Raw genomic sequence first — 14163 nt, 5'->3', positions numbered from 1 at the left:
GAAAAGTGTGCACGTTTTTTCTGAAATTGGAGGAAAAACGTGCAACATTTCCTCTCTTACGCGAAAAATTTTTCATCCGGAATGAGATTTTTTTGTAGACGTTCACAATTCAAACATATCAACTGCTCAGCGCCCCAAACACCTACTCATTTCTCATCAATTCCCCACTGAAAAAATTGAATGAAGGATGACAGCGTTTGACAAAAAAAGTACAATAGTTTCGGTACAGTTATGACATGTCCTATAATAGTGGATGTGCGTGTAAAGAAAAAACCCTTCAAAAAGGGAGGTAGTCATTTGTCAATCAAGAATATTTTCAGTAAAAAGAAAAAATATGCATCTGTACCCTCTGAACAGGCAAGCCAAGATGTGCCTGAAGGCATCATGACCAAATGTCCGCAATGTAAAAAAATAATGCTCACCAAAGAACTAGATAAAAATTTACGTGTTTGCATGAATTGCGGCAGACATTTGCAAATGAATGCAAAACAGCGTATCGAAAGCCTTGTAGATGAAGGCACATTTGAAGAATTTAACGGGCACCTCATTTCAGCAAACCCGCTCGGTTTCCCAGGCTACGAAGAAAAGCTTGAGAAAGACAGAGAAAAAACATCTTTGAATGAAGCCATTGTCACAGGTAAAGGTGAGATTGAAGGCCAAAGTACTGTCATTGCTGTCATGGATGCCACGTTCCGTATGGGCAGCATGGGATCGGTTGTTGGTGAAAAGATCACACTGGCGATCGAGAAAGCAAAAGCGGACAAGGTGCCGTTTATTATCTTTACTGCATCTGGTGGAGCGAGAATGCAAGAGGGAATTCTCAGTCTGATGCAGATGGCAAAAACAAGTTCAGCATTAAAACTGTTCAGCGAAGATCAAGGGTTGATTATCTCTGTGATGACGAACCCAACAACTGGCGGTGTATCAGCTAGTTTTGCGTCTCTCGGTGATTACAACTTTGCAGAACCGGGTGCTTTAATTGGTTTTGCAGGCCGCAGAATCATTGAACAAACGATTCGTGAAGACCTGCCAGAGGACTTCCAAACGGCTGAATTTTTAATGAAGCATGGACAGCTTGATGCTGTCATCCATCGTGCAGAAATGAAAGAAACTCTAGGCCGAATCTTAGCGCTACACAGCACAGGAGGTGAACGAGAGTGGCTGGAGAACTAGAATTTGAAAAACCTGTCATTGAACTTCGAGCGAAAATTGATGAACTGAAAAAGTTCACACAAAACTCAGAAATGGATTTAAGTGCAGAAATTGAGCGCCTTGAAACACGTCTGAGCAAGCTTGAAGCAGACATTTATACAAATTTAAAGCCGTGGGACAGAGTGCAGATTGCTCGGCATGCGATGCGCCCAACAACTCTCGATTACATTCAAGAGCTGTTTGACAATTTTTTCGAATGTCACGGCGACCGTTTTTATGGTGATGATGAAGCGATCGTTGGAGGAATTGCCACGTTTAAAGGGCTTCCTGTCACTGTTATTGGCCATCAGCGCGGTAAAGATACAAAAGAAAACTTGCGCCGTAATTTCGGAATGCCTCATCCAGAAGGCTACCGTAAAGCGCTGCGTTTGATGAAACAAGCAGATAAATTTAATCGCCCGATCATTTGCTTTATTGATACAAAAGGAGCTTATCCTGGTAAAGCAGCTGAAGAGCGCGGACAAAGTGAAGCAATTGCGAAAAACCTATTCGAAATGGCAGGACTTCGTGTACCGGTTGTCTGTATTGTCATTGGAGAAGGCGGAAGCGGCGGCGCACTAGGCCTAGGCGTAGGAAACCACCTATTCATGCTAGAAAACTCAACGTATTCAGTGATTTCACCTGAAGGTGCAGCAGCACTGCTCTGGAAGGACTCATCACTTGCGAAAAAAGCTGCAGAATCAATGAAAATTACCGCTCCAGACCTAAAAGAATTAGATATTATAGATGATGTTATTAAAGAAGTGCAAGGTGGAGCACATCGAGACGTGAAACAACAAGCAGCCTACATGGAAAATGTATTAAAACAATCACTTACATCTTTGCTCAAACTAACACCTGAAGAACTAGTCGAACAAAGATATGAAAAATACAAAGCAATCGGGAAAGTATCGATTGAAAATCAATATATTGGGGTAAACTAAATAAACGTACAGCCTTTTTGGCTGGCGTTTATTTTTTTCATCTTTTTTCATGAAAACCGACCTCATGTAAGCGCTATTTGAAAATAATTTTCTTTTGTTTTCATAAAATTTGAAACGTCTGAAAACCTTGATATGATAAGGTTTATAGCACTTGCCTTTACAGATTTCAGAGAGATTTGCTTTCACGACGTTCTTAACTTTTGTTTAAAAACGGTTTATTTAATTGTATAATAAGTACGGTTTTAGAAATTCGTATTGAAAACATCCAAATTTGCTCATGATTGTTTTCAAGCAGTGGAAATGGTATGTTTAATTCATATATGGTCTCTGAGGTGAAAAAGATGAAGCGTATAGGAGTTTTAACAAGCGGTGGGGATTCCCCAGGAATGAATGCAGCTGTGCGCGCAGTTGTAAGGAAAGCAATTTACCATAATGTTGAAGTTTACGGTATTTATAATGGATACTCAGGTCTAATTAACGGTAAAATTGAGAAACTCGAAATAGGTTCGGTAGGCGATATCATTCATCGTGGAGGAACAAAACTTTACACTGCAAGATGTCCTGAATTCAAGACAGTTGAAGGTCGTGAAAAGGGAATTGAAAACTTAAAAAAATTCGGTATTGAAGGACTTGTAGTCATTGGTGGAGACGGGTCATTTATGGGAGCGAAGAAATTAACAGAGCTCGGTTTTCCATGTGTAGGTGTCCCTGGCACGATTGACAACGATATTCCAGGTACTGATTTCACTATTGGCTTTGATACAGCACTGAATACTGTCATTGATGCCATTGATAAAATTCGTGATACAGCCACATCTCATGAACGTACATACGTAGTGGAAGTAATGGGAAGACATGCTGGTGATATTGCCCTTTGGTCAGGTCTTGCGGGCGGAGCCGAATCTATTTTGATTCCTGAAGCAGACTATGACATGGACGAAATTATTGCTAGGTTAAGAAGAGGTCACGAGCGCGGCAAGAAGCATAGTATTATTATCGTTGCAGAAGGCGTAGGCAGCGGTGTTGAATTTGGTAAGCGGATTGAAGAGGAGACAAGCCTTGAAACACGTGTATCTGTCTTAGGACATATTCAGCGCGGAGGTTCTCCGAGTGCATTTGACCGTGTACTGGCAAGCCGTTTAGGAGCATACGCAGTCGAGCTTCTCCTTGAAGGACAAGGAGGACGCTGTGTAGGCATTCAAAGCAATGAACTTGTCCATCATGATATTTTAGAAATCTTAGATAAAAAACATACAGTCGATAAAAATATGTACCGACTTTCACAAGAGCTCTCTATATAAAACGAGAAGACCTTAGGAGGAACAGTAATGAGAAAGACAAAAATCGTTTGTACAATCGGTCCAGCAAGTGAAAGCATTGAAAAGCTGACTGAATTGATTGAAGCAGGAATGAATGTAGCCAGACTAAACTTCTCCCACGGAGATTTTGAAGAGCATGGTGCACGCATTGAAAACATACGTAAAGCAGGTAAAACATTAGGCAAGGACATTGCGATCCTTCTAGATACAAAAGGTCCAGAGATCCGTACACGTACAGTTGAAAACGGCTCAATTGAGCTAGTCGCTGGTGCTGATCTTATCGTGAGTATGGAAGACATTGTTGGAAATACGGAAAAAATTAGTGTGACATACGAAGATTTAATTCATGATGTAGAAGTAGGTTCAACGATTCTATTAGATGATGGTCTGATTGGTTTAGAAGTAAAAGAAATTAACAAGGACCGCAAAGAAATCGTCACTAAAGTCATGAATACAGGCACACTCAAAAACAAAAAAGGCGTCAACATACCTGGCGTCAGTGTGAACCTGCCAGGTATTACAGAAAAGGATGCTAATGATATTCTGTTTGGAATTGAACAAGGCGTCGATTTCATCGCAGCTTCTTTTGTTAGACGAGCTTCTGATGTTCTTGAAATTCGTGAGCTTCTTGAAAAGAACAATGCGACTGATATTCAAATCATTCCTAAGATTGAAAACCAAGAGGGTGTTGATAACATCGACGAAATCCTTGAGGTATCTGACGGTTTAATGGTTGCGCGTGGAGATCTTGGTGTAGAGATCCCGGCAGAAGAAGTACCGCTTGTTCAAAAAATGCTGATCAAAAAATGCAATCGTTTAGGCAAGCCTGTCATCACAGCGACTCAAATGCTGGACAGCATGCAGCGTAACCCTCGTCCAACCCGCGCGGAAGCAAGTGACGTGGCCAATGCTATTTTTGACGGTACAGATGCGATTATGCTTTCTGGTGAAACAGCAGCAGGAACATATCCAGTAGAAGCTGTACAAACGATGCATAACATTGCATCACGTTCAGAAGAAGCACTAAACTATAAAGCAATTCTTTCCCGCAGAAGCGAAGAAGTAGAAGTCAGCATTACAGATGCGATCGGTCAATCTGTTGCACATACAGCAATGAAGCTTGATGTGGCAGCCATTGTGACGCCTACGGAAAGCGGACATACAGCCAGAATGATTTCAAAATATAGACCAAAAGCACCAATCGTAGCAGTTACAGCAAACGAATCAGTGGCAAGAAAGCTTTCACTCGTATTCGGTGTATTTGCAAAGAGCGGATCAAAAACGACGTCTACTGATGAAATGCTTGAGAATGCAGTAGAAAAGTCTATTGAAACAGGCTATGTAAGACACGGCGATTTAATCGTCATTACAGCAGGTGTGCCAGTTGGTGAAACAGGTACGACGAACTTAATGAAAGTATATGTTGTCGGTGACATCATTGCGAAAGGTCAAGGTATTGGCCGTAAATCTGCATTTGGACCGGTTGTCATTGCACAAAGCGGAAAAGAAGCAGAAGAAAAAATGTACGACGGTGCGATCCTAGTCGCAAACTGCACAGATCGTGATATGATGGGAGCTTTAGAAAAAGCATCTGCCCTTATCACAGAAGAAGGCGGTTTAACAAGCCATGCAGCTGTTGTTGGATTAAGCCTTGGCATTCCAGTAATTGTTGGTCTTGACGGCGCAACAACACTATTAAAAGAAGGCGAAGAGATTACAGTAGATCCAGCACGCGGAGCGATCTACAAAGGCCGTGCAAGCGTCCTTTAAATCATCCAAGAGAGGAGTTGTCTGACTCCTCTCTTTTTTTATGTTACACTAAAAAAAGTAAACAGCTTTCGATGAAAGATACCCCATGAGGTGATATGGTTGAAGAAATATTTTCTACTATTATTAATTCTGTTCCCTGCGGTGGAAATTAGTTTATTTTTAATCTCAAGTAAAATCATTGGCATTTTGCCAACGATGCTGCTCATCGTGCTGACAAGTGCATTAGGTGCTTATTTCGCAAGAAAACAAGGAATAGAAGCCTTCCAAAAAGTGCAGCGAGATTTACAATATGGCAAGATGCCAGGGGGAGCGATTGTCGATGGTTTTTGTATTCTGATTGGCGGTCTGTTGCTGCTCATTCCAGGCTTCTTATCAGATCTCATTGGGGCTTTGCTGCTCATTCCGGTGACGAGAAAGGGAATCAAGCCGCTCTTTGAACGCTGGCTTAGAAACTTGTCTAATCGCAACCGCTATACAATCATTCGCTAAAGAGACCTTCAGCCTAGGTCTCTTTTATTTTTGCATGCCATACCGAATGTACTCAAAAATATCTCTGAAAACTCCTGCATTACGGAATGCCTGCCACACGACAAGGGAAGCAGGGCCAATCACAAGTCCAAGAAAACCAAACCATTTTAACCCGACAAATAGCGCCACAAGCGTTGCTAGAGGATTAAGTCCGATGGATTTGCTTAAGACTTTTGGCTCTGATATTTGTCTTTGAATGAGGACAACAATATACAAAATGCCCAGTCCAATGGCGAGTGAAAGATTTCCTGTCATAGCAGAATAAATGATCCACGGTAGGAAAACAGTACCGCTCCCGATATATGGAAGTAAATCGACAAATCCAATACATAAAGCAATTACAAGGGCATGCTCGACTTTTAAAACGATGAGTCCAATCAATACAATACCAATCGTCATGGCCACAAGCAGAAGCTGAGCCTTCATAAAACCGGTAATGGCTTTTTTGATTTCAGATAAAATGGCGCGTGTATGCTGCATCCATTTTGCGGGAAAGATACGTGAGCCATATGTTTTTAATGTAAACCAATCTTTCGTGATAAAAAAAGTTGCCAGAGCAGAAAATAACAATGTTGCTGCTGCATCAGGCAAAAGGCCTAAAAAAGCCGGAATAAGCTCAAGTGTTTTTGAAAGAAAAGTCCCGATTTTTGCGGCAGCTTCATCACCGAGTGCTTGAATTTGTCCCAAAATCGATTCCTTTTGACCTGCTTGAAGCGTATTAAATTGGGCTGTGACATCATGATATAAAGGCAGAATTTTATCTGTGAAAAATTGCTCTACAATACCAATCAATTGATCAAGATGGCTAGGCAGCACCTTTGCCAAATAAGCACTACCTGAAATGATTTCAGCAACTAAAAGCGTCATGAAGCCGGCGGCTGCGACTAAAAAGAGCAACAGTACAATGACCACAACAAGTCCTCTTGGCATCCCGGTGATCTCTTCGATTTTGCAGACGGCAGGGTGAATCAAACAAGACACAATAAGGGCGATCCAAAAAGGATATAAAAACGGAAAAGACTGATATAAAAAGACAACAGCAAAAACAGCAATGCTGATCATCATCAAACTTCGCAGAAAAATGGCCACATAGGCGTGATTCACACAATCCCCTCCAAAAAACAAGCATGTCCGATACTTCATTTTATTCAAAAAGATTAGTAATATGAAAAGGTCGCAATAAAAAGAAAGAAAGGAGCGGCGTATGTTTACTCAAGCAAATTTATTTTTGGTACTTTTACTCGTTATTGCACTTATTGCAAAAAACAATTCGTTAATTTTAGCGGTCTCTGTACTGATCGCAATTAAGCTGGTTGGTCTGGATCAAAAAATTTTCCCAGTTCTCCAATCTAAAGGCATTAATTGGGGAGTGACCGTTATTACCATTGCTGTGCTAGTCCCGATTGCAACAGGTGACATTGGATTTAAGCAGCTTGGAGAAGCGATGAAATCTTCCTATGCTTGGATAGCTCTTGGAGCGGGTATATTAGTAGCATTAATTGCAAAAAACGGGATTGTGCTACTCGAAAATGATCCGCATATTACGGCAGCGCTTGTGTTCGGTACCATTTTGGCAGTCAGCTTATTTAAAGGGGTGGCTGTTGGACCGCTCATCGGGGCAGGAATTGCTTATTTGGCGATGCAGGCTGTGAAATTTTTCAGCGGGTGAAAAGAGAGTGGTTCCTGCCACTTTCATTTTTTAATTTTTTCTTGCGTGAGCTTTTGCAAAAAAACATAATTAAATATATTAAAAGAAGCAAATTCCCTTTATTCCATGCCTGATATGGGAGACTGGAAAAAAAAATATCAAAAAAAATTATAGTTAAACATTTAACAAATGTCTGATTATTGTTTATAATGGGAATAGGCTTAATTTTGAACTCATTGATCACACAAGAGATATGAGGCTAAAAGCGCTCTAACCGTATAGGTAAATGTAAGCATTTTCTTTTCAGAACCTGCCATCTTATTCGGATTGGATAGCGCTTTCAAAAAGTGAGAATTCTGCAACGAAGGGGAATCTTTTTAAAAAGGGGAGATTGAACATGACAGCAACAAGAGGTCTTGAAGGTATCGTGGCAACAACTTCATCCGTAAGCTCAATTATTGATGATACTCTTACTTATGTAGGGTACAATATCGATGATTTAACTGAAAAAGCTACATTCGAAGAAATTGTCTACCTGTTATGGCACTTAAAGCTGCCGAATGAGCAGGAGCTGAGTGAATTAAAACAACAGCTCAATGAAAATGCTCAGATTCCGCAAGAAATCATTGAGCATTTTAAATCTTATTCGCGCAATGGGGTTCATCCAATGTCTGCGATTCGTACAGCAGTATCCTTACTAGGTTTACTAGATGACGAATCAGAGATTATGGACAAAGAAGCGAATTACAGAAAGGCAATTCGCTTACAGGCGAAAATTTCTGGACTAGTCGCTGCGTTTTCTCGCATTCGCAAAGGACTTGAGCCTGTACAGCCAAAAGAAGAATACAGCTATGCTGCAAACTTCTTGTATATGCTAAATGGCGAAGAGCCGTCACCAGTAGAAATTGAAGCCATTGATAAGGCGCTTATTCTACATGCGGATCATGAATTAAACGCATCGACATTTACAGCACGTGTATGTGTTGCTACACTATCAGATATCTACTCTGGTGTGACAGCGGCTATCGGTGCGCTGAAAGGACCGCTTCATGGCGGCGCTAATGAAGGCGTGATGAAGATGCTTTCAGAAATTGGCGAAGTTGAAAACGTAGATTCCTATATTCATGGTAAGCTAGAGAAGAAAGAAAAAATTATGGGCTTTGGCCACCGCGTATATCGTCAAGGTGACCCGCGTGCAAAGCATCTAAAAGAAATGAGCCAGCGTTTAACAAACCTCACTGGCGAGCCGAAATGGTATGAAATGTCTGTTCGCGCAGAGGAAATCGTGACATCAGAGAAAAATCTTCCACCAAATGTTGATTTTTATTCTGCATCTGTATATCACAGTCTTGGCATTGATCATGACTTGTTTACACCAATTTTCGTGATCAGCCGATTCTCTGGATGGATTGCTCATATTCTAGAGCAATATGACAACAACCGACTCATCCGTCCAAGAGCTGATTACATTGGACCTGATCTTCAAACCTTTGTTCCGATCAGTGAAAGAGACTAATGTTTATAGAATAAGCGGGGGCTGATTTCAAAAGGCTAATCAGCCTCCATATCAACATCAACAAAAAACGAATCACGTGAAAAACTTTTTTGCTTGCAGAAATCAAGCCAAGAAGTTTCAAATATTCACTACATAACCTGGGAGGTAATATCATTGTCACAAGGCGAAAAAATTACAGTTACTGGCGGCGTATTGAATGTACCAAATAATCCAATCATCCCGTTTATCGAAGGGGACGGAATCGGTCCTGACATTTGGAAAGCAGCATCAAGAGTACTTGAAGCAGCTGTAGAAAAAGCATATAAAGGTGAAAAGCAAATCACTTGGAAAGAAGTATATGCAGGTGAGAAAGCTTACAATAAAACTGGAGAGTGGCTTCCTGAGCAAACGCTTGAAGACATTCGTGAATACTTAATTGCGATTAAAGGACCACTAACAACACCAATTGGCGGAGGAATCCGTTCATTAAACGTGGCACTTAGACAAGAGCTTGATTTATTCACATGCTTACGTCCAGTTCGCTGGTTCAAAGGCGTACCTTCTCCTGTTAAACGTCCAGAAGACACAGACATGGTGATCTTCCGTGAGAACACAGAAGATATCTATGCTGGTATTGAGTATGCAAAAGGTTCAGACGAAGTGAAGAAGTTAATTGACTTCTTGAAAAACGAATTAGGTGTGAACAAAATCCGTTTCCCAGAAACGTCAGGTATCGGAATCAAGCCAGTTTCTGAAGAGGGAACATCCCGTCTTGTCAGAGCGGCTATCCAATATGCAATTGACCAAGGCCGTAAATCTGTGACGCTTGTTCACAAAGGAAACATCATGAAATTTACAGAAGGTGCCTTCAAAAACTGGGGCTACGAAGTGGCTGAAAAAGAGTTTGGCGACAAAGTCTTTACATGGGCACAATATGATCGTATTGTAGAACAAGATGGAAAAGATGCGGCAAACAAAGCGCAAAGTGAAGCAGAAGCTGCTGGCAAAATCATTGTCAAAGACAGCATTGCAGATATTTTCCTTCAACAAATCCTAACTCGTCCAGCTGAGTTCGATGTTGTGGCTACAATGAACTTAAATGGAGATTACATCTCTGATGCACTTGCAGCACAAGTTGGTGGAATTGGTATCGCACCAGGAGCGAACATCAACTACGAAACAGGACACGCTATTTTTGAAGCGACTCACGGAACAGCACCAAAATATGCTGGTCTTGATAAAGTGAATCCATCTTCTGTTCTTCTATCAGGCGTGCTGTTACTTGAGCACCTTGGCTGGCAGGAAGCAGCTGATCTAGTGATTCAATCTGTTGAAAAAACAATTGCATCTAAAGTCGTCACTTACGATTTTGCTAGATTAATGGATGGCGCAACAGAAGTAAAATGTTCTGAGTTTGCTGACGAGCTCATCAAAAACTTGTCTTGATTCTTAAACTTTAAAGTTAAAGGGGAAAAAGGAAATGGCAAACAAGCGTAAAAAAGTATCTGTCATCGGAGCAGGTTTTACTGGAGCAACTACAGCATTTTTAACAGCTCAAAAAGAATTAGCGGATGTCGTCTTAGTTGATATCCCGCAGCTTGAGAACCCAACAAAAGGGAAAGCTCTTGATATGCTGGAAGCAAGCCCTGTTCAAGGCTTCGATGCGAACATTACAGGCACTTCTAACTACGAAGATACAGCCGGTTCTGATGTCGTGGTCATTACGGCAGGAATTGCAAGAAAGCCGGGAATGAGCCGTGACGATCTCGTGTCAACAAATGAAAAAATCATGCGCAGCGTGACACGCGAAATCGTTAAATATTCTCCAGAAGCCATTATTGTTGTGTTAACAAACCCTGTTGATGCAATGACATATGCAGTTTATAAAGAATCAGGATTACCAAAAGAAAAAGTCATTGGACAATCGGGTATTCTTGATACAGCACGTTTCCGTACGTTTGTTGCTCAAGAATTAAACCTATCTGTCAAAGATGTGACGGGCTTTGTCCTTGGTGGACATGGTGATGACATGGTTCCGCTTGTTCGTTACTCTTATGCAGGCGGTATCCCGCTTGAAACATTGATTCCAAAAGATCGAATTGATGCGATTGTTGAAAGAACAAGAAAAGGCGGCGGCGAAATCGTGAACCTATTAGGTAACGGTAGTGCCTATTATGCACCTGCTGCTTCACTTGTAGAAATGGTTGAGGCGATTCTAAAAGATCAGCGCCGCGTAATCCCAACGATTGCTTACCTTGAAGGTGAATATGGCTACGAAGGCATTTACCTTGGTGTACCAACAATCGTAGGTGGAAACGGCCTTGAGCAGATCATTGAGCTTGAGCTGACAGAAGAAGAAAGAAGTCAGCTTGACCGTTCTGTTGAATCTGTTAAGAACGTCATGAAAGTATTGTCTTAATATGAAAAAGGAAGGCTTCTCTTATGAGGGGCCTTCTTTTTGTTTACAAAACAAATCTTGTCGAAATTTTAAATTGTCCTCTTGTTAAGCTTTCGTTAAAATGAAAGAGAAAGCGTGACTTCTCGCTTTTCACATAAGATACAAAAAAACGGATGCAGGGGAAATCACTAATTGGAGGCACAACATGAATAAAAAAATATTAGTTGTGGATGATGAAGAATCGATTGTAACACTTCTAAGCTATAACCTTGAAAGGGCGGGCTATGATGTCGTCACAGCAAGAGATGGGGAAGAAGCGCTTGAAAAAGCAGCAAGTGAACAGCCTGATCTCATTGTATTAGATTTAATGCTTCCGAAAATGGACGGCATTGAAGTGTGCAAACAACTGAGAATTCAAAAAATGATGTTCCCTATTTTAATGCTGACAGCAAAGGACGATGAATTTGATAAGGTGCTCGGCCTTGAACTTGGAGCCGATGATTACATGACAAAGCCATTCAGTCCTAGAGAAGTGGGTGCTCGGGTAAAAGCCATCTTAAGAAGAGCGCAGCAATCTCAGCCTGCCCCCACGCAAGAGGACAAGGAAGAGGTCATTGCAGACCAAATCAAAATTGGTGAACTGCGCATTTTACCAGAACACTACGAAGTCTACTTCCAAGAAGAACGTCTAGAGCTTACGCCGAAGGAATTTGAACTGCTGCTTTATTTGGCCAAGCATAAAGGACGTGTCCTCACACGTGATCTGCTGCTAAGTGCCGTTTGGAATTATGACTTTGCAGGAGACACTCGTATTGTGGATGTACACATCAGCCACTTGCGGGACAAAATTGAAAAGAATACGAAAAAACCAACATACATTAAAACCATTCGCGGCTTAGGCTACAAATTGGAGGAGCCAAAGCCAAATGAGTAAAATAAGAACCCGCCTGTTTTCGGGACTTATTTTTCTCCTTTTTATTGTGTTTGTCGCACTTGGCCTTTTTCTGGATCACATGTTCCATGTTTTTTATGAAACAAAATTAACGGAACGAATGGAAAATGAATCGAGCTTTCTTCTTTCTTCCATGGATGGTGATGATCTGCAGGCGAAGCAAAACAAGGAGATCCTCAATCAGGCAAAGCAGCATCTCGACATGAATGCGTCAATTGTGAATCTGAAGGGGAATATCATACATACAACGGGTCAAGCGGAGCAAAGGGGCATCATTCAAAACACACTGAACAATGAACGGCTTCAAACAAAAGGCGTCGTCATTGAGGATGAGAAGGATGCGCTGTTTCATTACGCAGTCCCTATTCTGAAACAAAACGAACCGGCAGGCTATTTATTTCTCCATGCGTCATTCCAGCCTTTAAACGAAATTGATGGCCAGCTTTGGCTCGCATTAGCCGTTTGTCTTGGCTCGGCGATTATTATCATCGTTTTCTTTGGATACCGCATGTCGATGAAATATGTAAAACCGATAGATTATGCCACAAAGGTAGCCAAACAGCTGGAACGTGGGAACTATGATACCAATCATTATGAAGAGCTCATCATTGAAACTAGTGAGCTTAATACATCAATGAAGCGTCTGGCAGAAAGCCTTCAAGAAATGACAAGCACTGGGGAAATGCAGCGGGACCGTCTGCAAACAGTCATTGAAAACATCGGTGCAGGAATTATTTTGATTGATAAGATGGGGTATATCAACCTAGTCAATCGAACCTTCCGCAAGCAGTTTAAGGTGCAAAAGCACATTTACATGCACAAGCTGTATCATGAAGCATTTACACATGACGAAATTATTGAGCTGATTGATGAAATTTTTATGACAGAAACGAAGGTGCGAAAGTTTTTACGTCTAGCCGTTGACATTGAACGGCGCTACTTCCAAGTGGATGGTGTCCCGATTTTAAGTACAGACGATGAATGGAAAGGAATTGTCCTTGTGTTTCATGACGTGACAGAAACAAAGCAGCTCGAGCAGATGCGAAAAGATTTTGTCGCCAATGTGTCTCACGAATTAAAGACGCCGATTACGTCGATTAAAGGATTCTCCGAAACCCTTCTTGATGGAGCGATTGATGACAAAGAAGCGCTGACACAATTCCTTTCCATCATTTTAAAAGAGAGTGTCCGACTCGAAACTCTCATTCAAGATTTACTCGATCTTTCCAAAATCGAGCAGCAGCATTTCAAATTAAATATTCAAGACGCCAATGCGTCAGAAATCATTCAAGAGATTGAAGTCCTTTTAAAACAAAAGGCTGCGGAAAAAGGTATTCAATTACAAGTGCGTATCCCGAAAGAGCCTGTCTATGTGATGGCAGATCCGCTGAGATTAAAGCAAATCTTCCTCAATCTCGTCAACAATGCTCTTACCTATACACCAGAGGGAGGGAGTGTCACCATTTCGGCAAGACCGCGGAAAGGCGCCTATGAATTTGATGTAGCAGATACAGGAATCGGCATGAAGAAAAGAGAGATTCCAAGAATATTTGAGAGATTTTATCGAATTGATAAAGATAGAAGTAGAAATTCAGGCGGAACAGGACTTGGTCTTGCGATTGTCAAACACCTTGTGGAGGCGCATGAAGGGACGATTTCAGTCCATAGCAAACAAGGCAAAGGAACGACTTTTACAGTGAGCCTGAAATCAAAATAGGGAAAAAAGGAATGTCACGTTAAAATTTACATGATCTTTACAATGGATTCATGTTTAGTTAAACAATCATTGGTAGGATGAATAGGAACCCCTTCATCCAAGGAGCCAATTTTGTAAGGACGAAAACACTTGTTGTTTTCGTCCCTTTTTTTATGCAGGTTCGACTATTTTCTTTTCAAAATAAACTTTGATAAAATGATG

At 41.2% G+C, this 14163-nt stretch carries 12 protein-coding genes; 11 read left to right on the top strand and 1 reads right to left on the bottom strand.

Annotation, left to right across the window (positions count from 1 at the left end; all coding sequences use genetic code 11):
* Window positions 1-297: 297 nt before the first annotated feature.
* From accD to NST59_RS13275, 5 genes are all read left to right on the top strand, one after another.
* Window positions 298-1173: an acetyl-CoA carboxylase, carboxyltransferase subunit beta gene (gene accD / locus NST59_RS13295; protein WP_144490398.1), complete on the top strand. Its 876-nt coding sequence runs from the start codon at window positions 298-300 to the stop codon at window positions 1171-1173.
* Complete coding sequence (gene accA / locus NST59_RS13290) at window positions 1158-2135, top strand: acetyl-CoA carboxylase carboxyl transferase subunit alpha (RefSeq protein ID WP_039180569.1); 978 nt, start codon at window positions 1158-1160, stop codon at window positions 2133-2135. The genes accD and accA overlap by 16 nt, the downstream gene beginning before the upstream one ends.
* 341 nt (window positions 2136-2476) lie before the next feature.
* Entirely contained in the window at window positions 2477-3436 is a 960-nt protein-coding gene (gene pfkA / locus NST59_RS13285) for a 6-phosphofructokinase (RefSeq protein WP_024424794.1), read from the top strand.
* A 27-nt stretch (window positions 3437-3463) separates the two neighbouring features.
* Window positions 3464-5224, top strand: coding sequence for a pyruvate kinase (pyk, locus tag NST59_RS13280; protein ID WP_039180567.1), 1761 nt, complete (start codon window positions 3464-3466; stop codon window positions 5222-5224).
* Between the two features lie 99 nt (window positions 5225-5323).
* A complete protein-coding gene (locus NST59_RS13275; RefSeq protein WP_039180564.1) occupies window positions 5324-5713 on the top strand; it encodes an FxsA family protein in 390 nt (129 codons plus the stop codon).
* A gap of 24 nt (window positions 5714-5737) precedes the next feature.
* Here the strand turns inward: NST59_RS13275 and ytvI are convergent, their stop codons facing one another.
* The gene (gene ytvI, locus NST59_RS13270) at window positions 5738-6856 is read right to left on the bottom strand and encodes a sporulation integral membrane protein YtvI (RefSeq protein WP_144491326.1); all 1119 of its coding nucleotides are present in this window, start codon (window positions 6854-6856) and stop codon (window positions 5738-5740) included.
* Between the two features lie 100 nt (window positions 6857-6956).
* Here ytvI and NST59_RS13265 point away from each other — a divergent pair, with 100 nt between their 5' ends.
* The 6 genes from NST59_RS13265 to pnpS all read left to right on the top strand — a co-directional run bounded on the left by NST59_RS13265 (window position 6957) and on the right by pnpS (window position 13962).
* Window positions 6957-7421: a DUF441 domain-containing protein gene (locus tag NST59_RS13265; protein ID WP_047202655.1), complete on the top strand. Its 465-nt coding sequence runs from the start codon at window positions 6957-6959 to the stop codon at window positions 7419-7421.
* Between the two features lie 376 nt (window positions 7422-7797).
* Window positions 7798-8916, top strand: coding sequence for a citrate synthase (gene citZ / locus NST59_RS13260; RefSeq protein ID WP_327842248.1), 1119 nt, complete (start codon window positions 7798-7800; stop codon window positions 8914-8916).
* A 153-nt stretch (window positions 8917-9069) separates the two neighbouring features.
* Window positions 9070-10341: an NADP-dependent isocitrate dehydrogenase gene (icd, locus tag NST59_RS13255; RefSeq protein ID WP_024424789.1), complete on the top strand. Its 1272-nt coding sequence runs from the start codon at window positions 9070-9072 to the stop codon at window positions 10339-10341.
* 34 nt (window positions 10342-10375) lie between these two features.
* Window positions 10376-11314, top strand: a complete 939-nt coding sequence (gene mdh, locus NST59_RS13250; RefSeq protein WP_008356047.1) for a malate dehydrogenase — start codon at window positions 10376-10378, stop codon at window positions 11312-11314.
* A 184-nt stretch (window positions 11315-11498) separates the two neighbouring features.
* The gene (locus tag NST59_RS13245; protein WP_039180559.1) at window positions 11499-12227 is read left to right on the top strand and encodes a response regulator transcription factor; all 729 of its coding nucleotides are present in this window, start codon (window positions 11499-11501) and stop codon (window positions 12225-12227) included.
* Window positions 12220-13962, top strand: a complete 1743-nt coding sequence (pnpS, locus tag NST59_RS13240) for a two-component system histidine kinase PnpS (protein WP_039180556.1) — start codon at window positions 12220-12222, stop codon at window positions 13960-13962. The genes NST59_RS13245 and pnpS overlap by 8 nt, the downstream gene beginning before the upstream one ends.
* The last annotated feature ends 201 nt before the right edge of the window (window positions 13963-14163 follow it).

This window comes from Bacillus sp. FSL R5-0439 (assembly GCF_038008805.1).
In the GTDB taxonomy this organism is placed as follows: Bacteria; Bacillota; Bacilli; order Bacillales; family Bacillaceae; genus Bacillus; species Bacillus safensis.
Note: the sequence above shows the minus strand (reverse complement) of the source record. Positions and strands in the feature narration are given on the sequence as shown.

Coding starts and splice junctions, on each gene's coding strand:
- pfkA (WP_024424794.1), top strand. CDS start 2,477: ATGAAGCGTATAGGAGTTTTAACAAGCGGTGGGGATTCCCCAGGAATG.
- pyk (WP_039180567.1), top strand. CDS start 3,464: ATGAGAAAGACAAAAATCGTTTGTACAATCGGTCCAGCAAGTGAAAGC.
- NST59_RS13265 (WP_047202655.1), top strand. CDS start 6,957: ATGTTTACTCAAGCAAATTTATTTTTGGTACTTTTACTCGTTATTGCA.
- citZ (WP_327842248.1), top strand. CDS start 7,798: ATGACAGCAACAAGAGGTCTTGAAGGTATCGTGGCAACAACTTCATCC.
- mdh (WP_008356047.1), top strand. CDS start 10,376: ATGGCAAACAAGCGTAAAAAAGTATCTGTCATCGGAGCAGGTTTTACT.
- NST59_RS13245 (WP_039180559.1), top strand. CDS start 11,499: ATGAATAAAAAAATATTAGTTGTGGATGATGAAGAATCGATTGTAACA.
- pnpS (WP_039180556.1), top strand. CDS start 12,220: ATGAGTAAAATAAGAACCCGCCTGTTTTCGGGACTTATTTTTCTCCTT.